This window comes from Streptomyces hygroscopicus, from assembly GCF_026168105.1.
Lineage (GTDB): Bacteria > Actinomycetota > Actinomycetes > Streptomycetales > Streptomycetaceae > Streptomyces > Streptomyces hygroscopicus_D.
Genome location: NZ_LBMW01000042.1, coordinates 17,073 through 40,021 on the forward strand (window position 1 = coordinate 17,073; position 22,949 = coordinate 40,021).

General features: G+C 71.6%; 19 protein-coding genes and 2 pseudogenes. 10 read left to right on the forward strand and 11 right to left on the reverse strand.

Annotated features, from left to right (window positions below; genetic code table 11):
* Window positions 1-774 precede the first annotated feature (774 nt).
* Genes AAW14_RS30370 through AAW14_RS30385 form a run of 4 tightly spaced genes read right to left on the reverse strand, consistent with a single transcriptional unit; the run spans window position 775 to window position 5,864 of the window.
* The gene (locus tag AAW14_RS30370; RefSeq protein ID WP_265567509.1) at window positions 775-2,127 is read right to left on the reverse strand and encodes an AAA domain-containing protein; all 1,353 of its coding nucleotides are present in this window, start codon (window positions 2,125-2,127) and stop codon (window positions 775-777) included.
* A complete protein-coding gene (locus AAW14_RS30375) occupies window positions 2,124-3,755 on the reverse strand; it encodes a hypothetical protein (protein ID WP_265567510.1) in 1,632 nt (543 codons plus the stop codon). The genes AAW14_RS30370 and AAW14_RS30375 overlap by 4 nt, the downstream gene beginning before the upstream one ends.
* Window positions 3,746-4,960: a hypothetical protein gene (locus AAW14_RS30380; RefSeq protein ID WP_265567511.1), complete on the reverse strand. Its 1,215-nt coding sequence runs from the start codon at window positions 4,958-4,960 to the stop codon at window positions 3,746-3,748. Before AAW14_RS30380 ends, AAW14_RS30375 begins: the two co-directional genes overlap by 10 nt.
* Window positions 4,911-5,864, reverse strand: a complete 954-nt coding sequence (locus AAW14_RS30385) for a phosphatase PAP2 family protein (RefSeq protein WP_265567513.1) — start codon at window positions 5,862-5,864, stop codon at window positions 4,911-4,913. The genes AAW14_RS30380 and AAW14_RS30385 overlap by 50 nt, the downstream gene beginning before the upstream one ends.
* Window positions 5,865-6,067: 203 nt before the next feature.
* On the opposite strand from AAW14_RS30385, the gene AAW14_RS30390 reads away from it, so the two are divergent.
* Window positions 6,068-6,664, forward strand: a complete 597-nt coding sequence (locus AAW14_RS30390) for a histidine phosphatase family protein (protein WP_265567515.1) — start codon at window positions 6,068-6,070, stop codon at window positions 6,662-6,664.
* Between the two features lie 24 nt (window positions 6,665-6,688).
* Here AAW14_RS30390 and AAW14_RS30395 read toward each other — a convergent pair whose 3' ends face one another.
* Complete coding sequence (locus tag AAW14_RS30395; RefSeq protein ID WP_265567517.1) at window positions 6,689-8,170, reverse strand: hypothetical protein; 1,482 nt, start codon at window positions 8,168-8,170, stop codon at window positions 6,689-6,691.
* A 301-nt stretch (window positions 8,171-8,471) separates the two neighbouring features.
* On the opposite strand from AAW14_RS30395, the gene AAW14_RS30400 reads away from it, so the two are divergent.
* A complete protein-coding gene (locus AAW14_RS30400; RefSeq protein ID WP_265567519.1) occupies window positions 8,472-8,918 on the forward strand; it encodes a hypothetical protein in 447 nt (148 codons plus the stop codon).
* Between the two features lie 126 nt (window positions 8,919-9,044).
* On the forward strand, window positions 9,045-9,911 hold the full coding sequence (locus tag AAW14_RS30405; RefSeq protein WP_265567520.1) for a spermidine synthase: 867 nt from the start codon (window positions 9,045-9,047) through the stop codon (window positions 9,909-9,911).
* A 40-nt stretch (window positions 9,912-9,951) separates the two neighbouring features.
* Here AAW14_RS30405 and AAW14_RS30410 read toward each other — a convergent pair whose 3' ends face one another.
* Complete coding sequence (locus AAW14_RS30410; RefSeq protein ID WP_265567523.1) at window positions 9,952-10,473, reverse strand: hypothetical protein; 522 nt, start codon at window positions 10,471-10,473, stop codon at window positions 9,952-9,954.
* A 141-nt stretch (window positions 10,474-10,614) separates the two neighbouring features.
* Here AAW14_RS30410 and AAW14_RS30415 point away from each other — a divergent pair, with 141 nt between their 5' ends.
* The 3 genes from AAW14_RS30415 to AAW14_RS30425 all read left to right on the forward strand — a co-directional run bounded on the left by AAW14_RS30415 (window position 10,615) and on the right by AAW14_RS30425 (window position 14,304).
* Window positions 10,615-11,319, forward strand: a complete 705-nt coding sequence (locus AAW14_RS30415) for a response regulator transcription factor (protein WP_265567525.1) — start codon at window positions 10,615-10,617, stop codon at window positions 11,317-11,319.
* Window positions 11,316-12,713 carry a sensor histidine kinase gene (locus AAW14_RS30420; protein ID WP_265567527.1) on the forward strand — a complete coding sequence of 466 codons (1,398 nt, stop codon included), beginning with the start codon at window positions 11,316-11,318 and terminating at the stop codon, window positions 12,711-12,713. Before AAW14_RS30415 ends, AAW14_RS30420 begins: the two co-directional genes overlap by 4 nt.
* A gap of 109 nt (window positions 12,714-12,822) precedes the next feature.
* Entirely contained in the window at window positions 12,823-14,304 is a 1,482-nt protein-coding gene (locus AAW14_RS30425; protein ID WP_265567529.1) for a cellulose binding domain-containing protein, read from the forward strand.
* 110 nt (window positions 14,305-14,414) lie between these two features.
* Here the strand turns inward: AAW14_RS30425 and AAW14_RS30430 are convergent, their stop codons facing one another.
* The 4 genes from AAW14_RS30430 to AAW14_RS30445 all read right to left on the reverse strand — a co-directional run bounded on the left by AAW14_RS30430 (window position 14,415) and on the right by AAW14_RS30445 (window position 19,264).
* Entirely contained in the window at window positions 14,415-15,851 is a 1,437-nt protein-coding gene (locus AAW14_RS30430; RefSeq protein ID WP_265567531.1) for a GH1 family beta-glucosidase, read from the reverse strand.
* Between the two features lie 153 nt (window positions 15,852-16,004).
* Complete coding sequence (locus AAW14_RS30435) at window positions 16,005-16,895, reverse strand: carbohydrate ABC transporter permease (protein ID WP_265567589.1); 891 nt, start codon at window positions 16,893-16,895, stop codon at window positions 16,005-16,007.
* 27 nt (window positions 16,896-16,922) lie between these two features.
* Window positions 16,923-17,933, reverse strand: coding sequence for a carbohydrate ABC transporter permease (locus AAW14_RS30440; protein WP_265567533.1), 1,011 nt, complete (start codon window positions 17,931-17,933; stop codon window positions 16,923-16,925).
* Between the two features lie 5 nt (window positions 17,934-17,938).
* On the reverse strand, window positions 17,939-19,264 hold the full coding sequence (locus AAW14_RS30445; protein ID WP_265567536.1) for an ABC transporter substrate-binding protein: 1,326 nt from the start codon (window positions 19,262-19,264) through the stop codon (window positions 17,939-17,941).
* 381 nt (window positions 19,265-19,645) lie between these two features.
* Between AAW14_RS30445 and AAW14_RS30450 the strand changes: the two genes are divergently transcribed.
* The 3 genes and pseudogenes from AAW14_RS30450 to AAW14_RS30460 form a co-directional block, all read left to right on the forward strand.
* Window positions 19,646-20,701 (forward strand): LacI family DNA-binding transcriptional regulator, encoded by a 1,056-nt coding sequence (locus AAW14_RS30450; protein ID WP_265567537.1) that lies wholly within the window; start codon window positions 19,646-19,648, stop codon window positions 20,699-20,701.
* 125 nt (window positions 20,702-20,826) lie between these two features.
* Window positions 20,827-21,207, forward strand: coding sequence for a VOC family protein (locus AAW14_RS30455; protein ID WP_265567539.1), 381 nt, complete (start codon window positions 20,827-20,829; stop codon window positions 21,205-21,207).
* Window positions 21,208-21,741: 534 nt separating this feature from the next.
* Window positions 21,742-22,239 (forward strand): annotated as a pseudogene (locus AAW14_RS30460) (DJ-1/PfpI family protein); the annotation flags it as partial.
* A 42-nt stretch (window positions 22,240-22,281) separates the two neighbouring features.
* Here AAW14_RS30460 and AAW14_RS39885 read toward each other — a convergent pair.
* Window positions 22,282-22,329: pseudogene (locus AAW14_RS39885) on the reverse strand (hypothetical protein); the annotation flags it as partial.
* Window positions 22,330-22,551: 222 nt separating this feature from the next.
* Here AAW14_RS39885 and AAW14_RS30465 point away from each other — a divergent pair.
* A complete protein-coding gene (locus tag AAW14_RS30465) occupies window positions 22,552-22,770 on the forward strand; it encodes a hypothetical protein (RefSeq protein WP_265567591.1) in 219 nt (72 codons plus the stop codon).
* Window positions 22,771-22,949: the final 179 nt, after the last annotated feature.

The window sequence follows — 22,949 nt, forward strand, 5'->3', positions numbered from 1 at the left end:
GGGCCGTCCCGCCGCCCTGTGCCGCCAGGGCCGCTCTGACTTCCGGTGCCGGCCAGGGCCGCTCCGACATCCGGTGGTGGTCGGGGGCGCCCCGCGACCCGGTGCGGGTCCAGGAACGCCAGGCGACCCGGTGCGGGTCCAGGAACGCCAGGCGACCCGGTGCGGGTCCAGGAACGCGAGGCGACCCGGTGCGGGTCCAGGAACGCGAGGCGACCCGGTGCGGGTCCAGGAACGCCAGGCGACCCGGTGCGGGTCAGGGGTGCGACGTGACCTGGTGCTGGTCAGGGGTGCGACCTGTCCCGGTACGGGTCGGACGGCGACGCGATCCGGTACGGGTCAGAGGGCGACGCGATCTGGTACGGGTGTCAGAGGGCGACGCGATCTGGTACGGGTGTCAGAGGGCGACGCGATCCGGTACGGGTGTCAGAGGGCGACGTGTCCCGGTACGGGTCACAGGGCGACGCGACCCGGTGCGGGTCAGGGGTGCGACGTGACCTGGTGCTGGTCAGGGGTGCGACCTGTCCCGGTACGGGTCGGACGGCGACGCGATCCGGTACGGGTCAGAGGGCGACGCGATCTGGTACGGGTGTCAGAGGGCGACGTGTCCCGGTATGGGTCACAGGGCGACGTGATCCGGTACGGGTCAGAGGGCGACGCGATCCGGTGCTGGTCCGGAGCGCGACGTGATCCGGTACGGGGTCAGGGGCATCAGGTGACCCGGTGCGGGTCACGTCGCGCCCCTGGGCTCGTCAGGGGCACCAGGCGACCGGTCTGTCAGGGCCGCCAGGTGACCCGGTGTTCCGACAGATGTGCCAGCACCGCGTGATTCGCCTCCCACCCGTCCGGGAACTTCACCGTCACCCCCAGCTGCACCGGCTCCGTCGACGGATGGTCGTCCAGCAGTTCCGTCACCCCTGCCCGGCACACCACGATGCACGCGTGCCGATGGCGGGAGGCCAGCACGCACAGCCGCCCGGTCTCCAGATGGAACGCCGTGGCGTCCGGTCTTCCCGACAGTGGATGCAGCACCACCGTCACGTCGAACTCCCGGCCCTGGAGCCGGTTGGCCGTATCCACGGTCACGTCCGGCACCCCGAGGTCCGCAAGCGCGGAGCGCACCGCCGCCGCCTGGTCCCGGTGCGCCGTACCCACGGCGATCCGGTCCGCGGTGAGCGGCACCGGCTCCTCGGCCCGCTCCGAGACCGCCGCCCCGCCCCGGTCGAGCAGCCGTCGTACGACCCGGGCGACCGCCCGCACCGCCTCGGGATCCGTCCGCGGTGTGTGCCGCGCGGGCAGTTCCAGCAGGCCCCAGCCGGTCTCCGCCGCCTCGTCGATCACCCGGTCGGGCCCCGAGCCGTCCGACACCACCGCGAACGAGAGCCGCCGGTCCCCGTGCCCCGTGCCGCTGCGGAACGGCGTGTACGGATAGAACGCGTGGGACACCAGCGGGGCCGCCGACGCCGGCAGCCGCCAGGACACCGGCAGCCGGTGCTGCGGAAGCTCGGGGTTGTGGGCCAGAAGCGTGGTCACCGCGGACGCCGACGGGTCGTACGACAGGCCCGCCCACTGCTCCGCGCCCACGATCGCGAACGGGTCCAGCTGTCCCGGATCGCCCACGAACAGCGCGCGCTCGAACAGGCCCGCCACCGCGAGCAGCGCGTCCGAGCGCATCTGGTACGCCTCGTCGACGATCGCGTGCCGCCACGGCTCGACGTCCTTGACGTGCGCCCATTTCGCCGCCGTCGAGATGACGACGTCCAGGCTCGCCAGATCGCCCGCCTTCGTCGACTTGCGGACGTTCGGCAGGTCGTCGAGCGCCTTGTCGTACGGGTCCGGGTCGCTGCTGTGCAATCGGCCGACCGGAAGGTCGGGATCCTTCTCCGCCAGTCGCAGGACCAAGTCGTCCACCTGTGCGTTGGTCTGCGCGATCACCATCAACGGCCGCCCGGCGGAGGCGAGTTCGAGCGCAGCCCGGACGACGAGCGTCGACTTCCCGGCGCCCGGCGGCGAGTCGACGACGACGCCGCGGTGCGCGCCGTGCAGCGTGTCGCGCAGGATCGCCTCGGTGACCCGGGTGGCCGCCGTCCCGGGATCGACGGCCCTGCCCGGCTGGGCGAACACGGTCACAGCACGTCCTCCTCGGTCACCGGATCCGGCTGCGGTACGGCGTCGGACTCGCCCGGCGGCCCGCCGTGCGTCCAGGGTGTCTCTTCCGGGTCGGGCAGCTTCGCCCCGCCGCGCTGCTCGTGCTCGAAGAGCGTGAAGCAGATGCGGTCGCCCTTCTCGGGCACGGACCCGGCCTCCGGCTCCTTGCCGCGGCCCATCTTGTCGACGATGCGCAGGACCACGTAGCCGCACGGCGCGCGGTCCCCTTCGTCTCCTTCATCCCCGTCGTATGCCTCGTATCCGACGAACTCGGCCGACTGCGGCTTCCCTGTCAGCGACCGGTACACCTTCGTGCGCTCCGCGAGATGCGGCCGGTCCTCGGTCCGCACGGTCACCAGCGGGCGCGGGCTCGGCCGCTTTCCCTCGCTGTACGCCATCACGACCTCCGTGACCTCGCCCGCGAACGCCTCCCCGGCGAGCCGCCGCCCGGCCATGACGAGCGGGTCGTCGAGTGCCTCCTGGGCGTCCAGACGGGCCTGTTCGCGCTCGCGCGTGGCGAGCTTGCCCGCCGCCGTGACGGCGTCGTCGCGGCGCGGCTGCGGCGGCTCCCCGGCGGCCACGCGGTCCCGGTGGCCGGTGAACGACCAGCGGTCGCGGGTCCACCGGTCCGCGACATGCGCACCCTCCGGCAACGCCCGCAGCAGATCGAGCCCGTGCCACACGGCGTCCCAGGTCGGACGTGTGCGGCTAGCGACGAGGTCGCGGATCTCCCGTTCGGCGGCGGTGAGTTCACCGAACCGGGCGTCCGCCTCGACACCGTCCTCGGCGGCCGCGAGCCGGGTCCGCGCGCGGTCGTAGCGCTCGATGGCCGGGGCGAGCAGCTTGTTGTCGAAGGCCGGGTCGGTGGCCGGTCCGGCCGGCGGCCACAGCAACTGGCCGTCCCGGTCCCGCGCGAGCTCGGCCCGCAGTGCCGCGTCCGCGCCCGAGGCGCCGCCCGGCGGGTCGATCCAGGCGAGCAGCGCGCCCAGGTGCTGGTCCTCCAGGCCGGACTGTCCGGTCGCCCAGTGCCGCGCCAGCACCTCGGTGAGGGCGAGCAGCAGCGAGGAGCCCGGGACGCGGGCGCGCTCCCCGAAGTGGGTGAGCCAGCGGCCCAGCAGCGGCACCCGAGGGGGCGCCGGATGCGGGGTCTCCGGGTCCTGCTCGGCAGTGCGGCGGAACCGCATGGAGCGCCCCAGGAGCCGTACGAAGTCGATGCCGGCCCGGCTCGGCACGATCATCTGCGGGGCGTCCGCGCACAGCTCGACCTCGACCTTGACGCGCTTGCCGGTCTCCGGGTCGGTCTCGGTGCGTTCGGCGGGCTCGACCACGTCGGCGTACGTGTCGAGGTACGGCAGTACGACGTCGGCGAGTTCGGCGAGGAACGCGAACCGGAGGTCGCGGTCGCGCGGCTGGGGCACCACCAGCAGTCGGGGCGCGTCCCGGTCGGTGCCGACGAGCGCCCCGAGCGGAGCCCCGGCCTCGCCGGCGGTGGTGAGCGGCACGAAGACCAGGGGCCGCTCGGACAGGTGCCGGTGCCGGACGGTGACGACGGGCCGGGCGCGGCCGGACTGCACGGCCTCCAGCCGGGCGAGCGTGGCGATCAGCGACATACGGCGGCCTCCCGGCCGACGAGGGCCTCCGCCCGCAGCCGCGCGGCACGGCGCAGTGCCGCCACCGCGGGGTCGTCCGGGTCCCCCGCCGTACCGTGGGCGGCGGCCAGGACCTCGTCCACCGTCGTCAGGCCGCCCAGCTCGGCCCGCAGCGAGCGCCCGTACGACGTCACCGCACCCTGCGCGCGGGAGCGATCGCGGCAGTAGAAGGCCAGTTCACAGGTGGCGAGACAGTCGGGCGCGTACGTCGCCGGGACCGACTCGACGGCGGCCGTCAGCTCCTCCTGGGGAAGGTCCGGTGCGAAGCACGTGCCCTCGGGGAGGGCGTCGGCGATCTCCTCGATGCGGGTGAGACGGGCCAGCTGGCGACGGGTGACGGCGCGCTGCTTGCGGATGTCGACGGGGGAGGCGGTGGGCAGGTTGGAGAAGTCCTTCGGGCAGACCAGCAGGATCCGGTGGCGCACCACGGGTGCGGGGGCGCCGCCGTCCTGGGCGCCGTGCGTCCGGGGCTCCTGCGGGTCCGCGCCGAGGCGGGCGGCGACCTCCTCGAGCGCGAGCACGTACACCGCGGACTGGCGGGCGGCCGCTCCCACCTTCGCCGGGTCCGCGGAACCGTCCAGGACCGGGAAGGACTTGATCTCCACGACGGTCCAGCTGCCGTCCGGGTGCACCACCACAGCGTCCGGCTCCAGGAAGGCGGGCGAGCCCGCCACGTCCAGGGCGAGCATGGGGTGGTCGAGCAGGGCCCAGGCGCGCGCCTCGGTGGCCTCGCGCAGGGCCAGCGCCGTACGGGCCGCGCGGCCCTCCGGTCCGACGGCGGACAGGTCGGGAACGAGGGCCTGGTCCGGCGCAGCGGCGGCCGGGTCCAGCTTCTCGTGCACCAGCCGCAACAACTCGGCGCCGCCGTCCGCCTTGACCTTGGCCTCGAAGGCGTTGCCCCGCATGAAGGCGAACTGCGACTGGCCGAACGCCGAGGGCGCGCCCAGCGCGCCCGCCAGCACGGCCTTGTCCACGCCCGCGCCGTCCAGGAGCGCGCGTCGCCGGCACCCGGGGTTCGCGGCGAGCGCGGCGAGGGCGCGCGCGTCGAGCGCCTTGGGCGATGGGGGTCCCCCCGCGTGAGCGAAGCCGGGCGTGGGGGAGGCCGGGCCGCGCAGCTCAGCGAGCCGCTGCCGCAGCGCCGTCCCCCGCGTCCGCGGGGGAGGCACCCGGCTCGGCTCCCTGTCCGGGGCGGGAGGTGCGCTGTCGGGGAATTCGCTCACCCGTCGAAGTCTGGCACCCGTCACTGACAATTGGGGAACCAGCGGTGGGCGAGGACTCCGTGACGGGTGCGAACCGCGCCCGCAGCCAGGCCTTGACCGTGTCCGCAGCGCGCATCAGGGCCCGGGACAGCAGAAGGCCGACGCCCATGACGGCGACGCCCGCGACCGCGTCGAGGAAGTAGTGGTTCGCGGTGCCCATCACGACGACCGTGGTCAGCAGCGGGTAGGCGACGGCGGCCGCCTTGGCCCAGCGCGTGCGGCCGTGCCGCCACAGCATCACTCCGCACCACAGCGCCCAGCCGACGTGCAGGCTCGGCATTGCCGCGTACTGGTTGGTCAGGCCGCCGAGGCCTCGCGGTGCGCTCGCCTCGCCGCCCCACCAGCCGTACGAGCTGTACTGGGCCATCGTGTCCACGAAACCGTGGCCCGCGGAGAGCAGACGGGGCGGGCATGTGGGCAGCAGCGTGAAGCCGATCAGGCCGAAGAACGTGGACAGCAGCAGCCAGACACGGGCCGTGCGGTAGTGCGGCCGGTGGCGTTTGAAAAGCCACACCAGGATCGCCGGGGTCACCACGTAGTGCAGCGACGCGTACCAGAAGTCGGCCGGCACGCCGAGCCACGGCTCGCGGGTGAAGAGGCGGTTCAGCGGGTGCTCGGCGTTGATGTGCAGCAGCTTCTCGAGGCGCAGGATCGAAAGGCCGTGGTCGACGGCGTCGGATATGTCACCCCGCGCGACGAGCCGGCCGGCGGAGTACGAGACGTACACCACCAGGATCAAGGGCAGTTCGGTCCACCAGCGCAGCCGGGCCGGCGGGCTCACCTCGGTGCCTGGAGTCTCGGCCTGCGGCATCCGATCCGCCCTCCCCCTTCTGCTCTGTTGTCCGTCCCGTTGGTTCGGTCGTGCCACCTTACGTGTACGCGTTTGCCCCCGTGGGGCGCCCCCGGCCCTCAAAGACGCAGCGACCGCCCGCGGGGTTGCCCGGAGGCCGGGTGCGCGATGATGGTCAGACTTCCTTGTTGATTTCTCCTCGATTTCTCCCGGAAAGGTCTCCCATGGCACCGCGCATCCTGTTGGCCCGGCACGGACAGACGGAGTGGTCGCTGTCCGGCAAGCACACCGGCAGGACCGACGTACCCCTCCTGGAGGAGGGGCGCCGGGGCGCCAAGCTGCTCGGGGAGCGCCTGCACCGGCCGCCGTTCGACGGGCTGCCCGGACTCGAGGTACGCACGAGCCCGCTGGCACGCGCGCGTGAGACGTGTGAGCTCGCCGGGTTCGGTGAGCGGGCGAGCGCCTGGGACACGTTGACGGAGTGGGACTACGGGGCGTACGAGGGGATGACGCCGGCCGAGATCCAGGCGATCCGGCCGGGCTGGCTCATCTGGCGCGACGGCGTCCCCGAGGGGGAGAGCCTGACCGAGGTCTGCGCGCGGGCGGACGATGTCGTCGCCTGGGCCCGCGCCGCGGACCGCGACGTCCTCGTCTTCGCGCACGGCCACATCCTGCGTTCCATAGGCGCGCGCTGGCTGGGTCTGCCGCTGGACTTCGCCGCGCGGATCAGGCTCAACCCGACGTCCCTGTCGGTGCTGGGGTGGGCCTACGATGAGCCGGCGATCGAGTCCTGGAACGACTGCGGTCACCTCACGGAGTAGCCGACCGGACGGCAGATCTGCGCTTCAGGCCATGCGTGGCTGTGAGGCGTGGCGGTCCAGGAACACCGACACCCCCGGTGCCCGCCGGTGCGGCAGGAGGACCCTTGCCGTGCCCGCCAGCATCGTCTGGATCCTGGACGACTGGACCTGGTCCAGCAGGTCCAGAACGCGCTCGCCGGCCGCTGCCGCCTCGTCGGGGCGGCCGTCGCGGGCCAGGTCGTCCGCCAATTCGGCCGTGTAGAGGGCGATGTTCCGGGTGAAGTGCGGGTCCTGGAGCTGTGCGGCGCGCCGGGCGTGCCGGGCGGCGCGCAGCCAGTCGCCCAGCGTCGACCAGCACTGCGCCTCCAGGCCCTCGAGCTCGGCCTCTCCGTAGAAGGTCATCCACTCGGGGTCCGTGTCCGACGTCCCGCGCTCGAACAGGGCCTGCGCCCGCGCGAGCGCCTGTTCGCAGCCCGCGCGGTCCGCGAGCCCGGCCCAGCCGCCCGCCTCGCGCAGGGCGAGCAGCGACATCAACCGGTGCGAGCCGAGCGGGCGCGCGGCGCGCTGGGCCGCCTGTGCTGCCCGTACGGCCTCCCGCGGGCGGCCCGCGTCGCGCGCGAGGAACGCCGTGTTGCAGAACGCGTGCGCCTCCAGGGCCGGGTCCCCGGCCATCCGGGCCGTCGCCAGCGCCTCCGCGTAGTGCGAGCGGGCGTCGTCGAAGCGGCCGGAGTCGTGTGCCAACCACCCCACCGAGATGGCCAGTTCACCCGCGCCCGCGTACAGCCGGTCGGTGACCGCCTGCCGGGTCGTGCCCGCGTCGAGCAGCGCGTACGCGGTGCGCAGAGGGGCCGCGGCGCGTCGGTAGAGGCCGTCCGCGCCGTGCCGGTCGTCGAGCAGGCGGATCCGTCGGACGGCTTCCTCGAGCGCGCCCGCCTCGGACGAGCCCGCACGGTGGACAGGGCGTTCGGCGGCCGCTGCCGGGCCGCCGAAGGTGAGCCCGAAAGGGCCCAGGGAGGCGGCCGCCACCGTGACGGTGCCACCGGTCATGAATGCGCGACGCTGCACGTCGCTCTCCTCGTGGTTCTGTTCGTCGTACGAGTCGTACGCAGGCCTGCCGTACGGCTCGTACGACTCGTGCGTCTCGTAACTGTCTGGCGTTTCATACGTCTCGCACCCCTCGTGCGTCTCACTCGGGGCGTACGGACGGCTGTTGGTGTGCATGGGGGGTGCCTCGTCGGCGGAACGCGCCCCACGGCCACGTACTGCCGAGCGCGGCGCGAACCCCAGGTCCGCGAGCGTGCGACCGGGGAACATGTGCAGGAACACCCGTTCGTACGCGTAGTTGGGGCAGCGGATCTCGCCCGCCTCGACCCGCCCGATGTACCGAGCGTCACAGCTGACCCGCTCGCCGATCTCGCGTGCGGCGCGCCGCACCGCCGCGGCGAACTCGCCCGGCGAGCACGGGCCGCGCAGTAGCCGGAAGGCGAGGTTCGGCCGTGGTGGCCGGGGGGACTGGGACGAGGTCATGGCCGGGCCCTCTCGTGCGAACCGTCGAACCATGCCGGAATCAGGGTGACTTGTCCGCGTGGTGCCAGTTGGTTCCCTGCGTCCGGCGGGGCAAGAACGTACCTTCCCCGCGAGGCCCGTCATGCGAGGTTTGGCTACAAACCGGATATCTCATGCGCGATCCGCCATGAACTGCCATCCTTTGCGGCGGCTGCGTGCCGTTGCCGTTGACGCGCCGGTGCGTTGAACCCCCTGGAGCGGGAGCCCCCCGAACTCCCGACCAAACTCACCGTCGAGGAGGGGTTCCGTTTTGGAGGCCGGGATGCAGACCACGCAGAGCACCGAATTCCGCAGGCGACCGTCGACCGCGCGGCACATTCCCACCCCGGAGTGCCCCACCCCGGAGTGCGGCGCACCGCCGCAGGCCCCCGACCTCGTGACCGTGCCGGCCCGGCAGGGCCTCGAGGCGGTCGACATCCTCCGCCGTGGCGCGAGCGACTGCGTCGGGCCCGTCCTTCACGACGTCGGCTGTGACACCCTCGGCTTCCTGGTGCCGCCGGGTACGGCGGACGCATGGGACGTTCCGGGCAGCACCTGTACGCAGACGGACGGACGCGGTATGAGCCTCGCCGTCCCGCAGCCCCCGGTCGAGGGCACGGGCTGGCTGCTCCCGCCCGGCGACGCGGAACTGGCCACGGACCCGGCGGTCCTGCGCGAGGCGCTCGGGGAAGCGGCCCGTCTGATCCAGGCGGCGGACAACTGCCGGTGACCGGGTCGCGCCGGCAGGCGAGGGCCCGAGATCCGCGGACCTCCGGCGGTGCCCCGCCGACCTGCGCCGGAGCCCGGCGGGAACCGCCGATGGGACGGTCCCCGCTTTCCCCCTGATAATGGCGGGATGGGCAGGTCACGGAACGCGCGGCGGGGGCAGGCCGCCGAGGCCGTCGTCGAGGCGGTCGAGGGCGGCCTCGCCCAGCTGATACCCGACCGGGACCGGGCGCGCGCCTGGACCCTCCTCATCGACGGCGCCCCGCAGTCCCACGTCGACCTGGACGACCCGGCCCACCTGTCCTTCGAGTACCAGCGCCGCCTCGGCCACGTCATCGACCTGGCAGCCCCGTCCGGCCGTCCCCTGCACGCCGTGCACCTCGGCGGGGGCGCCTTCACCCTCGCCCGCTACATCGCGGCCACCCGCCCCCGCTCCACCCAGCAGGTCGTCGAGCGCGACGCCGCCCTCGTCCAACTCGTGCGGCGCGCCCTGCCGCTGGACCCGGGCGCCAGAATCCGGGTGCGCTCCACGGACGCCCGCGAGGGCCTCGCGAAGGTACCGGACGCCTGGGCGGACCTGGTCATCGCTGATGTGTTCAGTGGGGCACGCACCCCCGCGCACTTGACATCGGTCGAGTTCCTCACCGAAGTGCGCAGGGCGCTGAAGGAAGGCGGCCTGTACGCGGCCAACCTCGCCGACGGCCCGCCGCTCGCTCATCTGCGCGGCCAGATCTCGACCGCCGCGGCCGTCTTCCCCCAGCTCGCGCTGGTCGCCGACCCGGCCGTCCTGCGCGGCAAGCGCTTCGGGAACGCGGTCCTGGTTGCCTCCTTGCACCCGCTCCCCGTCTCCGAACTGACCCGCCGCGCCGCCTCCGACCCGCATCCCGCGCGCGTGGAGCACGGCCGCGCACTCACCGACTTCGCGGGCGGCGCGACGGCGGTCACGGACGCGGCGGCGGTGGCGTCACCGGCGCCGCCGCCGTCCGTCTTCCGCTGACCCGCAGCGGGCCTGGGCGGTGTCCGGCAATCCCTCCGCGCTAGTAGTTCCCGATCTCCACATGGGGCGGGCCGTCGTGCCATGTGCAGAACACCGAGACCCGCTGCGCTCCCGAGGTGAACTCCACGCGGATCCATGACTCGGTCTTCCACACCTGCATCGACCAGCCCGGCCCCGGTGTCGCGGACACCAGCGCGGCCGACGTCGCTCCGAGGTCGAAGGCCGCCCGCCCGCCGGCGGTGTCGTAACTCCTGACCTGGCCGGGTGAGGACGCGCCGGGCGAAGAGCCGGTGGCCGTGCTCGCGACGGCCGTCCTCGAGGGCGTTGGTGCCGGGCTCGGCGCGGTCTTCCTGCCCGGGCTCCTCGACGGCTCGGGACGTTCCGTCGACGACGTCACCGGTTTCGACCCCTGGGTGGTCGCGCCGCCCGCCGTGATCGGCAGGGCACGCGGCGGGTCGTAAGCCGTCCCCGCCATCACGGTGTGGACACCCCACCACGACAGCGTGACCGCAGCGCCCGTGGCGAGCGACCACGCCAGTACGTGTACGAGTCCTCTGAACATCTCGGCCATACTGCCTCACCCGCCCCACCGGTGTCTCACGGGTCGCACACAGTTCCGTTTCTCCCTTTGCCGCCCCGGCAGTTGCGGGGAGTTGTCCACAGGGCCCGAACTGCCTGGTCCACATGGCGTACGGTGCCGCCCATGGCAAGTGTGCTCGTGGTCGAGGACGACCAGTTCGTGCGATCGGCGCTCATCAGGCATCTGACCGAGGCCGGGCACATCGTGCGCAGCGTCGGCACTGCGCTGGAGGCGCTGCGCGAAGTCGCCCACCACGCGTTCGACGTGGTGATCCTCGACCTCGGACTGCCCGACCTGGACGGATCGGAGGCGTTGAAGATGCTGCGCGGTATCACGGACGTCCCGGTGATCATCGCCACCGCCCGCGACGACGAGACGGAGACCGTCCGCCTGCTGAACGCGGGCGCGGACGACTATCTGACCAAGCCGTTCTCGGTCGAGCACCTGTCGGCACGGATTGCGGCGGTGCTGCGCCGCTCCCGCGCGGCCGCCGCCGACGCCGCGCCCTCGTCGGTCATACAAGTCGGCGGCCTGGCCATCGACCCCCTGCGCCGCCACGCCGAACTGGACGGCGTGCGACTGGATCTGACCCGCCGTGAATTCGACCTCCTCGCCTTCCTCGCCGGCCGCCCGGGCGTCGTCGTGCCGCGCAGGGAGCTGCTCGCCGAGGTGTGGCAGCAGTCGTACGGAGACGACCAGACCATAGACGTTCATCTCTCCTGGCTCAGGCGGAAGCTGGGCGAGACGGCGGCGAAGCCGCGCTACCTGCACACACTGCGGGGCGTCGGAGTCAAGCTGGAACCCCCGAGGACGGAGCCAGGGCCATGAGGTGGGCGCTGGTCAAGGTGTGCGTGGCGGTGACCACGATGGTCGTGGTGGCCTTCGCGGTCCCGCTCGGACTCGTCATCAAGGAGATGGCGCGCGACCGGGCCTTCTCCAACGCGGAGCGGCAGGCCGCCGCGATCGCGCCCGCGCTGTCCATCACCACCGACCGGGACCAGCTGGAGCGTGTGGTCGCCTCGGCGGGTTCCGGCGACGGGATCGCGGTGCACATACCGGCCGGTGAGGGCACGAAAGCGGTCGACATCGGCCGGCAGCGTGCCTCCGCCAAGGACATCGCGATGACGCGGGGACTGGGCCGGGCCTCCACCACCGAGGTCCCGGGCGGCTCGACGCTGCTCCAGCCCACCGCCCTCAGCTCGGGGGCGATCGCCGTGGTCGAGGTGTATGTGCCCGAGGCCGAGGTGACGAACGGCGTCGGCACCGCCTGGGCGGTGCTCGCCGGAGTGGGCGCCGCGCTGATCGTCGGCTCGGTGGCGGTCGCCGACCGGCTCGGCGTACGGATGGTGCAGCCCGCGCAGCGCCTGGCGGAGGGCGCGCACGACCTGGGGGAGGGGAAGCTCGGGGCGCGCGTCCCTGAGGAGGGGCCGGCCGAATTGCGCCTGGCGGCGGTCGCGTTCAACTCGATGGCCGACCAGGTCGTCCAGCTGCTCGCGAACGAAAGGGAGTTGGCGGCAGATCTGTCCCACCGTCTGCGCACCCCCCTGACCGTCCTCCGGCTGAACACGGCCTCGCTCGGCGACGGTGCGGCCGCCGAGCAGACCCGGACCGCGGTGGCCCAGCTGGAGCGCGAGGTCGACACGATCATCCGTACGGCACGGGAGGCGAAGCCGCAGACCGCCGCGCCGGGGCCGGGAGCCGGGTGCGACGCGGCCGAAGTGGTGCGTGAGCGCATGGAGTTCTGGTCGGCGCTCGCCGAGGACGAGAGCCGCAAGTGGCGGGTGGCCGGGGTCGAACGGCCGGTGCGCATACCCGTGGCCCGCGCCGATCTCGCGGCCGCGCTCGACGCGCTGCTCGGCAACGTCTTCCGGCACACCGCCGAGGGCACGGCGTTCGCCGTCGACGTGCACAACGGTGAGGACGCGGTGATCGTGCTGGTGTCCGACGCCGGGCCCGGCATATCCGACCCGGAGACGGCGATGGCCCGGGGGCGCGGTTCGGGCAGCGACGGCTCGACGGGCCTCGGCCTGGACATCGTGCGCCGGCTCGCGGAGTCGACCGGAGGCGACGTACGCATCGGCTCCTCGGTGCTGGGCGGCACGGAGGTGCGCATCTGGTTCCAGCTGGACGGGCGGGCTCCGGTGCGGCGGGGACACCGGGTACGCCGACGCCGGACCGGAACATTGGTCTCTACCTTTAACCGTCCCCGATCCCTTCCTTAAGCGCACCCTAAGATCCTCAACGCCCGCCCGGATAAGGCGGATTGCCCGATTCCGGCTCGCTAGCGTGCTGCCGCATCCCACCCCAGTGAGCAGCGAAGGCAGGCACGCGATGAGCAGTACGCACCGGCGCAAGGTGACCAGTCGGAACAAGGCGATCGGCGGCATCGTCGCCGCGGCCGTGGTCGGCGGCGGCGCGATGGTGCTCACCGGCACCGCCCACGCCGCCGGAGTGGGCGCCGTGTACACCAAGACCAGCACCTGGTCGACGGGGTACACAGCGCAGTACGTCGTCACGAACGACAGCGGCCAGGCGAAGGGCGACTGGACGCTGCAGTTCGACCTGCCTTCCGGTGCGAAGCTCAGCTCGCTGTGGAACGGCACGTCGACGGTGAGCGGGCAGCACGTGACCGTGAAGCCGCCGTCCTGGGACAAGGACGGGCTGGCGAAGGGCGAATCGGTCACCGTCGGTTTCGTCGTCAACGGCTCCGGCGACCCGACCGGCTGTCTCATCGACGGCGCCAAGTGTTCGGCGGACGACGGCGCCACCCCTGAGCCCAGCGGCCGACCCACGCAGTCGGCAACCCCGACGCAGAACCCGACCCGGACGGCGACCCCCACCCCGACCGCCACGGCGCCCTCCACTCCGCCCGCCACCCCGTCGCCCACCGCCACCCAGACCACGGGCAGCGGCACGACCACCGGCGCCGGCTTCGCCCCGTACGTCGACACGTCCCTCTTCCCGGCCTTCGACCTGGTCGGCTCCGCCGACGCGACGGGCGTGAAGGACTACAACCTCGCCTTCGTCACCGACGGCGGCGGCTGCACCCCCAAGTGGGGCGGGGTCACGGACCTCGGCAGCGACGCGGTGGCCGCGCAGATCGGCGCTCTGCGCGCCAAGGGCGGCGACGTCCGCGTCTCCTTCGGCGGCGCCTCCGGCTCGGAGCTGGCCACCACCTGCTCCTCGGCGGACGCACTGGCCGCGGCGTACGGGAAGGCCGTGGACGCCTACAAGCTCACCAAGGTCGACTTCGACGTGGAGGGCGCCGCGCTGCCCAACACGGCCGCGAACACCCGCCGCGCCCAGGCCATCGCCAAGCTCCAGCAGCAACACCCCGGCCTGGACGTCTCGTTCACGCTGCCGGTCCTGCCGCAGGGCCTGACCCAGGACGGTGTGAACCTCGTCTCCGACGCCAAGTCCAACGGCGTGAAGATCTCCGCCGTCAACATCATGGCGATGGACTACGGACCCTCCTTCAACGGCGACATGGGCACCCTCGCCGAGCAGGCCGCCACCGCCACCCAGGCCCAGATCAAGAGCGTGCTCGGCCTGTCCGACAGCGAGGCCTGGAAGACGGTCGCCGTCACACCGATGATCGGCGTCAACGACGTGAGCAGCGAGGTCTTCAAGGTCGACGACGCCACCCAGCTGGTGGACTTCGCCAAGTCCAAGGGCCTGGGCTGGCTGTCCATGTGGTCGGCCGCGCGCGACAAGCAGTGTGCCGGGGGTGCCAAGCCGAGCGCGGACGCGACGTGCAGCTCGGTCGTCCAGGACGCGTTCGCCTTCTCGAAGGCTTTCGCCGCCTTCAAGTGAGCGACGCCGTGGAGGCCCTTGGGCGGCGGTCCGCGTCACCGCCACCACTCCACCGGTGAGGAGCTCCGCCGGGGCGCGGCACTTCCCCTCTCGTGCCGCGCCCCGCGCGGTCAGCCCTCCATCGGCGGCAGTTGGCCCGTCCGCGCCGCCCGCCCGTACCAGTGCGCGCTCGACTTCGGCGTGCGGGCCAGCGTCGGGTAGTCCACGTACACCGCCCCGAACCGCTTCCCGTAGCCGTACGCCCACTCGAAGTTGTCCATCAGGGACCACAGGTAGTAGCCGCGCACATCCGCGCCGTCCCTGAGAGCGCGATGCACCGCCGACAGATGTCCGTGCAGGTAGGCGATCCGCTCCGGGTCGTGGACCTGGCCGTCCGGGGCCGGCTTGTCGTCGTACGCGGCGCCGTTCTCCGTCACGTACAGCGGCAGGCCCGGCGCCTGCCGGGTGTAGCGCATGATCAGCTCGTGCAGTCCGCTCGGATCGATCGTCCAGCCCATCTCCGTCCGGTCGCCGGGGGTTTGCCGGAACATCACATCCTCCGCGCCCGGCCAGGGCGAGTGCGTGCTCGCCCCGTGCCCGTCCGCCCGCGGGCCGCTCGCGTCCGCCGCGGCGGCCGCCGAGACCAGCGTCGGCGTGTAGTAGTTGAGACCCAGCGCGTCCAGCGGCTGGTTGATCGTCTCCAGGTCCCCGTCCCGCACGTACGACCAGTCCGTGATCGACGAGGTGGCTTCGAGCAGGGTCTGCGGGTACGCCCCGTGCAGCATGGGGCCGTGGAAGACGCCGTTCGCCAGATCGTCGATCTTCCGGGCCGCCGCCAGGTCCGCCGGGTCCTGCGACACCGGCCGCACCACGGACGAGTTGAGGCTCGCCGCCACCGTGTTGCGGGTCGGCATCACGGACCTGAGGGCGAGGGCGCCCAGGCCGTGGGCCAGGTTCAGATGGTGGGCCGCACGCAGCGACGCCGCCGGATCCGTACGGCCCGGGGCGTGCACGCCGGAACCGTAGCCCAGGAACGCGCTGCACCACGGCTCGTTCAGGGTGATCCACTGCTCCACGCGGTCACCCAGCGCCTCGCCCACCATCCGCGCGTACTCGGCGTACCGGTGCGCCACATCCCGCTCCGGCCAGCCGCCCGCGTCCTCAAGCTCCTGCGGCAGGTCCCAGTGGTAGAGGGTGATCGCCGGTTTGATGCCGTGCGCGAGGAGTTCGTCCACCAGGCGCCGGTAGAAGTCCAGGCCCCGCTGGACCGCCGGCCCCCGGCCGGTCGGCTGCACGCGTGACCACGAGATCGAGAAGCGGTATGCCGTCAGGCCCAGCTCCGCCATCAGCGAGACGTCCTCGCGGTAGCGGTGGTAGTGGTCGACGGCGATGTCACCGGTCTCGCCTCCGGCCGTCTTTCCCGGCGTATGGCTGAAGGTGTCCCAGATCGAGGGGGTACGGCCGTCCTCCCGCACCGCCCCCTCGATCTGGTACGCGGAGGTCGCCGCGCCCCAGAGGAAGGCGGGAGGAAAGGTCAGGGGCGTCACGGACGCGACAGACTCAGGCATGGAAGCGCTCCCATTGAATGGCCGTGGAGACCGGGTCGGTAGGGGCAGGACAACTGCGGGAGGGGGAGGGGAAGAGGGGCCGGAACGGCGGTGACCCGGCCCCTTGATCGGAGTCCCGTGCGAGCGTCGGCGGATCGAGGTCCCGCGCGGGCGTCAGCCCTTGACGGCACCCTGCATGATGCCGCCCACGATCTGCTTGCCGAAGACCGCGAAGACCAGCAGCAGCGGCAGCGTGCCCAGCAGCGCGCCCGCCATGATCAGGGACTGGTCCGGGGTGTAGCCGCGGCCCAGGCCCGCCACCGCGACCTGGACGGTCGGGTTGCCGTTCTGGGTCAGGACCAGGAACGGCCACAGGAAGTCGTTCCACGTCTGGACGAACATCAGCATGCCGAGGACCGCCATCGCGGGCCGCGCGGCCGGGAAGACCACGTTCCACACCACGCGCCAGCTGCTCGCGCCGTCCACGCGGGCCGCCTCGATCAATTCGTCGGGCAGCGCCTGGATCAGGTACTGCCGCATGAAGAACACCCCGAACGCGCTCACGATCGACGGCAGGATCACCGCCTGGAGCTGGTCGGTCCAGTCGAGCTTTGCGACCATCATGTACAGCGGGATCACACTCAGCTGCGGCGGCACCATCATCGTGCCGATGACGATCAGCATCAGGGCGTTACGGCCCTTGAAGCGCAGCTTGGCGAAGGCGAACCCGGCGATCGTCGACAGGAAGACGACGGAGGCCGCCGAAATCCCCGCCACGAGTGTCGTGTTGAAGAACGCCTTGCCGAGATCGGCGTCCGTCCAGGCGATCTTGAGATGGTCGAGGAGGTTCGAGCCGAACCAGAACGGCGGCGGCGTCTGCGCCAGCCGGTTGTTGTCCCGCGAGGCGGCGATCGCCGTCCACACCAGCGGGAAGAGCGAGCCGATCGAGAACAGGACAAGCACGGCGTACGCGAACGGGCCCGCGTACGCCTGCCCGCCCGCCCGGGCCGCCTTGGGCCCCCGCGGGAGCCGCGGCTCCTTCGCCCCCGCGCCGGAGGGCCTCATCAAGGTCGTCGTCACGGCCGGGTCTCCTTAACTACTGGCGCGCAGCCGGCGCGAGATGACGTAGTTGACGATCCCGATCACGATGAGGATCAGGAACATCGTCCAGGCGATCGCCGAGGCGCGGCCCAGATGCTGGTTCACCCAGCCCTGCTCGTACAGATAGAGACCGAGCGTCTGGAACTGGTGCTCCGCGCCGCCCGACGCGCCCTTGTTCGCGTCGAACAGAAGCGGCTCGCCGAAGACCTGGCTTGCGCCGATCGTCGACACGACACAGGTGAACAGGATCGTCGGCCGCAGCTGAGGCAGCGTCACATGGAAGAACTGCTGTCGGCGCGAGGCACCGTCCAGCGCCGCCGACTCGTACAGGTCCTGCGGGATCGCCTGCATCGCGGCGAGATAGATCAGTGCGTTGTAGCCCGTCCAGCGCCACACGATGATCGCCGACACCGCGATCTGCGAGGGCCACTTGTCGTTCTGCCAGTCGATCCTGCCGATGCCGGCGAAATGCAGTGCCCAGTTGACCATGCCGTAGTCACGGCCGAACAGCAGGACGAAGACCAGCGAGGCCGCGGCGATCGACGTGGCGTACGGCGCCAGCATCACGACCCGGTAGAAGATCGAGGCCCGGAGCCTGTAGTTGAGGATGTGCGCGAGGCCCAGCGCCATCATCAGCTGGGGGACCGTGGAGATGATCCCGATGGTCAGGGTGTTCCTCGCCGCGTTCCAGAAGAAGTCGTCGTCGAAGATCCGGGTGTAGTTGCGCAGCCCCGCCCACTGCATGTCGGTGGGCGCGGTCAGCTCGACCGTGTGCAGCGAGGCCCACCCGGTGTAGATCAGCGGGAACAGGCCGAAGGCGATGAACAGCAGGAAGAACGGCGAGACGAACGCGTACGGGCTCCAGCGCATGTCCCGCCGCCAGCGGCGGGAGAGCCGGGTGCGGCGCCGTTGCTCTGCCTCCGTGACCACGGCGGGCGGGCGGACCGGGGCCGCGCCCCCCTCCTTCGCGGGGGGCGCGGCGGTGTCGTGCCGGGTGGCCATGCCGGTCACTTCTCCAGGTTGTTGTCGATGGTCTTGGTGGCCGTCGTCCAGGCCTCGGCGGGCGACTTGCCCTTCGTCACGAGGATGACGCCGTTGTCCGTCAGGCCCTGCTGGATGATCTGGTCCTTCGGGCCGATGATCTGCACCGGGCTCCCCTTGGCGGCCGTCGCGAAGATCGTGCCGATCGGGGTGTCACCGGTCATCTCGTTTCTGGCGCCGGTCACCGCGGACATCGTGTACGCGGCCGGCGAGCTCGGGAAGCTGCCCTGCACGCTGAACAGCTTGGCCTGCTGCGCGGGCGCGGTCAGCCAGGCGGCCAGCTTCTCGGCCTCCGTGACGTTCTTGCCGCTCTTGGGCACGGTCAGGAAGGAACCGCCCCAGTTGCCGGCCTGCGGCGCCGCGGCCACGTCCCACTTGCCCGCCGCGTCCGGCTTCGACTTGCCCTTGATGTAGCCGAGCATCCACGGCGGGCAGGAGACCGCGGCGAACTTGCTGTTGGAGATGGTCTGGTCCCAGGCGGGCTGGAACTGTGTCTGGCTGCCGACCAGACCCTCCTGTGCGGCCTTCGCGGTCAGGTCGAAGGCGGCCTTCACGGCCGGGTTCGTCTTGTAGACGACCTTGCCGGAGGAGTCGTAGAAGCGCGTGCTCAGACTGCCGAGCATGGCATTGAGCAGGCCACCGGGGGAGTCCATGAAGGTGCTGCCGGAGGGGGCCTTCTTCTGGTACTGCTCGCCGGCCTTGACGAACTTGTCCCAGCTGCCCGCCCACAGTCTGCCCACCGCCTCGCGGTCTGTGGGCAGACCGGCCTGCTGGAACATGTCCTTGCGGTAGCAGATCGCCATCGGGCCGATGTCGGTGCCGAGGCCTATGGTCTGGCCGTCCTTGGTGGTGGCCTGCTGCCACTTCCAGTCCAGCCAGCCCGACTTCTGCACGCCGGACACCTTGGAGAGGTCCACCAGCTTGTTCGCGAAGGTACTGGTGACCTCGGCGATGTTGCTGACCTCGACGGCCTGGATGTCCTGCAGGCCGCTGTTGGTGGTGAGGTGGTTGACGAGAGCGGGGTAGTAGTTCTCGTTCCTTTCGATCGTGTTTTCCTGGATGTCGATGTTCGGGTGGAGCTTCTCGTACTCCGTGTAGAGTCCGGCCTCCTTGTAGCCGAACGCGCCGAACAGGCCGAGCGTGATGGTCGTCTTGCCCTTGCCGCCGCCCGTGTCGCTGCTGCCGCTGCTCCCGCCGCTGTCGTTGGCACAGCCGGCCAGCAGCCCGGCGCCCAGCGCGGCGACGGCCGCGAAGGCCACCGTCCGGTGGGCAGATCGGGTACGTGCTCGCATGTCGTCCTCCTGTTGCCCTGACGTGCCGACCCCCCGGCCAACTTCTTTGCTGGGCCCGTGTGTTCTCGCTGCGGCTCGGGCGGGGAACGTGCGGGATGTGTATGTGTCACGTAGTGTGGGAGCGCTCCCACAAGTGATGTGTTGAAGGGTCGTGGGTCCGGGCGGGGGTGTCAAGGGAGCGGACGGAGAGAGCTGCCCTCAGTTATCGGGACGTCAGCCAAGGGGCGGGGACGGGTCGGGGATGTCGGACAGTGGTGAGGTGGCTCGTGTCAGCGGGAAACACCCACTTGTCCGGCGATCGAGGCCGCGGCGGTGTTCCTCGATGCGGCTGTTAGATTCCAGGCCGGCGCGGAGCGCGCGGTGTGACGGGAGGCGGAGCCCATGGCAGGCCACGGAACGCGGGGCCGGAGCGGCCGACGGCCGACTCTGGAGGAGGTCGCCGCGCGCGCCGGGGTGGGCCGCGGCACGGTCTCACGGGTGATCAACGGCTCGCCCCGGGTCAGCGACGCGACGCGCGCGGCCGTCGAGGCGGCGGTCGCGGAACTCGGCTATGTGCCGAACACGGCGGCCCGGGCCCTGGCTGCCAACCGTACGGACTCGATCGCCCTCGTCGTCCCCGAACCGGAGACCCGATTCTTCGCGGAGCCGTACTTCTCGGAAATGTTGCGCGGCGTCGGGGCCCAGCTGTCGGACACGGAGATGCAGCTGCTGCTGATCTTCGCGGGCAGCGACCGCGAGCGCCGCAGGCTGGCCCAGTACCTGGCTGCGCACCGGGTGGACGGCGTCCTGCTGGTCTCCGTGCACGCGGACGATCCATTGCCCGACCTCCTCGCCCAGCTTGAGATCCCGGCGGTGATCAGCGGTCCGCGGTCGGAGCGCGAGACGCTGCCCTCGGTGGACTCGGACAACTACGGCGGCGGCCGCTCGGCGGTCGAGCACCTGATCGCCCGGGGGCGGACGCGGATCGCCACGATCACGGGCCGCCTCGATGTCTACGGCGCCCAGCGGCGTATCGACGGCTACCGGGACGCGCTGCGGGATGCCGGCCGGGAGGTGGACGAGGCACTGATCGTTCCCGGTGGCTTCACGGAGGACGGCGGCCGCCGGGCCATGACGGAACTCCTGGGCCGCCGGCCGGACCTTGACGCGGTGTTCGCGGAGTCGGACGTGATGGCGGCGGGGGCCCGCAAGGTGCTGCGCGAGGCGGGCCGCCGCATACCCGACGACGTGGCGCTGGTCGGCTACGACGACTCGGCGATCGCCCGCCATATGGACCCGCCGCTGACGAGCGTGCGCCAGCCCATCGAGGAGATGGGCCGGGCGATGATCGACCTGCTGCTGGACGAGATAGCGGACCGTCGCCCCCAGGTCTCACGTTCTCCGGGGCGCCGTCAGGTGGTCCTGCCGACGGAGCTGGTGGAACGGGACTCCTCCTGAGCGGGAGGACGGGCCCCTTCGCCCCGAGGCAGCCGGGGTGGGGCTACGTCGGATGAACGGCGCGGCGGCGTACGGGACTTACCGGACCCGTGGCGGGCCGTGGCCGGGGTGGCGACCATAGGGGCATGCTGAGTATCGGGTCCGTGGTGCTGGGTGTGTCCGATGTGCGGCGGGCCGCCGCGTTCTGGATGCGGGCGCTGGGCTATGTGCCGAGGGACGGGATCGAGGACGACTGGGTCGTGCTGGTGCCGCAGGGCGCAGCCGCCGGGCCGCGGCTGTCGCTGGGGCTGAGCGAGACGCCCGTACAGGAGCGTCCGCGCGTGCACCTCGATCTGTACGCCGGTGACGCCGTCGACCAGGCGGCGGAGGTGGAGCGGCTGGTCGGGCTCGGTGCGCGGCGCGTGGACTGGGACCGGTATCCCGATGACGCCGACTTCGTCGTACTCGCCGACCCGGAGGGCAACCGGTTCTGCGTCATCGACACAGGCGGCGGGCGTACCCCCTGAGACGCGAACCGGCCGGTGACCCGTTTCTCACGGGTCACCGGCCGACTACTCAGGGTGAGTGATGGGACTCGAACCTGTTTCGTATCGCTATCGTGACCTGCGTCTTTGCTGTGCAGGTGGGCAAATCCGGGCATACAGGTGACGGGTGATGACGCTGGATGACGCTGTGCGGCATCCGGTTTGGCCATGGCCAAACGCTCCCATCGAGGACGATGGGTACGCGTGAAGCGTGGGGTTCGTGCCCATGCGCGCCGCGTGCCGAATGGGGATCCGGATTTACTGAGGCTGTCAGCTTCCGAAGTCGGCTGCACGGATGACCGGAGTCGCCTTCGCTCGCTGATGTGAATACGACGGGGCGGCACGAGTCTTGCGATGCGCCGATCAGCGCTGCGATGTTCCAGTCGGCCGCCGGGTTGTCGCGCGGCCCCTAGAGCTCCGCCTCGTCGTAGCCCTTCTGCACGTCCACCACCAGCGCCGCGTTCCTTGTGATCTCCATGCCCTCGATCCTGCCGTCTTGGCCGGCCCGCTCCCAGCGTGCGGAAAGAACATGATCGATGGACTTACTGGACTCGACCGACCCAGGAACGGCGTACCGCGCTGCTCGCCTTCCCCGGCATCCGGGCCTTCGACGTCACCGTGATCAGCGAGGTGTGGGGCGTGGACCGCCCCGACAGGGGATGCCGGACTTCGAACTGCGTTGGGTGGCCGCCAGCCCCGGGCCAGTGCCGATGCGCGGCGGGCTCGCGCACGTCCCGGACCTTACCCCCGCCTGGCTGCCCAGGGCCGGACTGATCCTGATCTGGGCCTGGACGACCTAACTCCGGCGCCAGAGCCGATGCTCACGGTCTTGCGCCGCGCCCACGCCCGGGGTGCCCCATCGCCGCGCTGTGCGGTGGCGCGTTCACCCTCGCGCAGGCGGGGCTGCTCGACGGCCGCCGGTCCCTGACCCACTGGGCGCTGACCGATGTGCTGCGGGTCCGCCACCCGGGGGTACGGGTTGAGGCGGACGCACTGTTCGTCGAGGACTGCAATCAGGTCGAAGCCGACTCCCATGCTCCCCGGCCGCCCGGCCGAACCTTGCGCGATCTCTGCCGTCCGGCTGACGTCAGGGTCAGCCGTCAGCCAGTCGAAAAGCTATTCTCCGGCGCTGGGCTCCACCGTCAACTCCCTTCCCACACTGTGCCATGGCGGATCCGACGGAAGCCGGTCTTCCGGAATCTGCGGATGCCAGCCGCCGCTGTTCGGGTGAGACTTCCAGGATCGGGCCGCGCGCCGCCGGACGCACCACCATGGGGCTGCGCTCATGCGCTGCTGGTAGTCGGCCGTGTGCCGGGAAGAGATCTGGTGCCGGTCAGGCACGGCATCGGCGACCTCATCGCTGACGCCTACCGGATCACCAGAGCCGCCAGGCGCCCACTCAAGTGGGTTCAGCACCGCCCTTACCTCGTTGACGGCTACCTCGGCCGCGACCGGTCCGACTACGAGCGGCTGCCCGGCATCACCCGGTCGAGCGCAGCAGTCGCTTACACGCTGCGACAGCAGGACGAAAGACGCCGCGGCTAGCTTCTTGCCTTGCCGGCCGCAGATGTGAAGGTGCGCGACGCGTCACGACGAGACAGCGAGAGAGGCGTGGGGGCCACTGGTCTCTCACGGGAAGGGGTGCCCGCGATGACGGTGATGACACACGGCTGTGCTCAGCGTCCAGAAGCACCCGCTCTTCCGGTCGACCGACCCCAGCCCGC

Bases quoted from the DNA above. Each gene is read 5' to 3' on its own strand.
- AAW14_RS30375 (WP_265567510.1), bottom strand. From the start codon at position 3,755: ATGTCGCTGATCGCCACGCTCGCCCGGCTGGAGGCCGTGCAGTCCGGC.
- AAW14_RS30385 (WP_265567513.1), bottom strand. From the start codon at position 5,864: ATGCCGCAGGCCGAGACTCCAGGCACCGAGGTGAGCCCGCCGGCCCGG.
- AAW14_RS30390 (WP_265567515.1), top strand. From the start codon at position 6,068: ATGGCACCGCGCATCCTGTTGGCCCGGCACGGACAGACGGAGTGGTCG.
- AAW14_RS30395 (WP_265567517.1), bottom strand. From the start codon at position 8,170: ATGACCTCGTCCCAGTCCCCCCGGCCACCACGGCCGAACCTCGCCTTC.
- AAW14_RS30400 (WP_265567519.1), top strand. From the start codon at position 8,472: ATGCAGACCACGCAGAGCACCGAATTCCGCAGGCGACCGTCGACCGCG.
- AAW14_RS30405 (WP_265567520.1), top strand. From the start codon at position 9,045: ATGGGCAGGTCACGGAACGCGCGGCGGGGGCAGGCCGCCGAGGCCGTC.
- AAW14_RS30410 (WP_265567523.1), bottom strand. From the start codon at position 10,473: ATGTTCAGAGGACTCGTACACGTACTGGCGTGGTCGCTCGCCACGGGC.
- AAW14_RS30415 (WP_265567525.1), top strand. From the start codon at position 10,615: ATGGCAAGTGTGCTCGTGGTCGAGGACGACCAGTTCGTGCGATCGGCG.
- AAW14_RS30420 (WP_265567527.1), top strand. From the start codon at position 11,316: ATGAGGTGGGCGCTGGTCAAGGTGTGCGTGGCGGTGACCACGATGGTC.
- AAW14_RS30425 (WP_265567529.1), top strand. From the start codon at position 12,823: ATGAGCAGTACGCACCGGCGCAAGGTGACCAGTCGGAACAAGGCGATC.
- AAW14_RS30430 (WP_265567531.1), bottom strand. From the start codon at position 15,851: ATGCCTGAGTCTGTCGCGTCCGTGACGCCCCTGACCTTTCCTCCCGCC.
- AAW14_RS30435 (WP_265567589.1), bottom strand. From the start codon at position 16,895: ATGAGGCCCTCCGGCGCGGGGGCGAAGGAGCCGCGGCTCCCGCGGGGG.
- AAW14_RS30440 (WP_265567533.1), bottom strand. From the start codon at position 17,933: ATGGCCACCCGGCACGACACCGCCGCGCCCCCCGCGAAGGAGGGGGGC.
- AAW14_RS30445 (WP_265567536.1), bottom strand. From the start codon at position 19,264: ATGCGAGCACGTACCCGATCTGCCCACCGGACGGTGGCCTTCGCGGCC.
- AAW14_RS30450 (WP_265567537.1), top strand. From the start codon at position 19,646: ATGGCAGGCCACGGAACGCGGGGCCGGAGCGGCCGACGGCCGACTCTG.
- AAW14_RS30455 (WP_265567539.1), top strand. From the start codon at position 20,827: ATGCTGAGTATCGGGTCCGTGGTGCTGGGTGTGTCCGATGTGCGGCGG.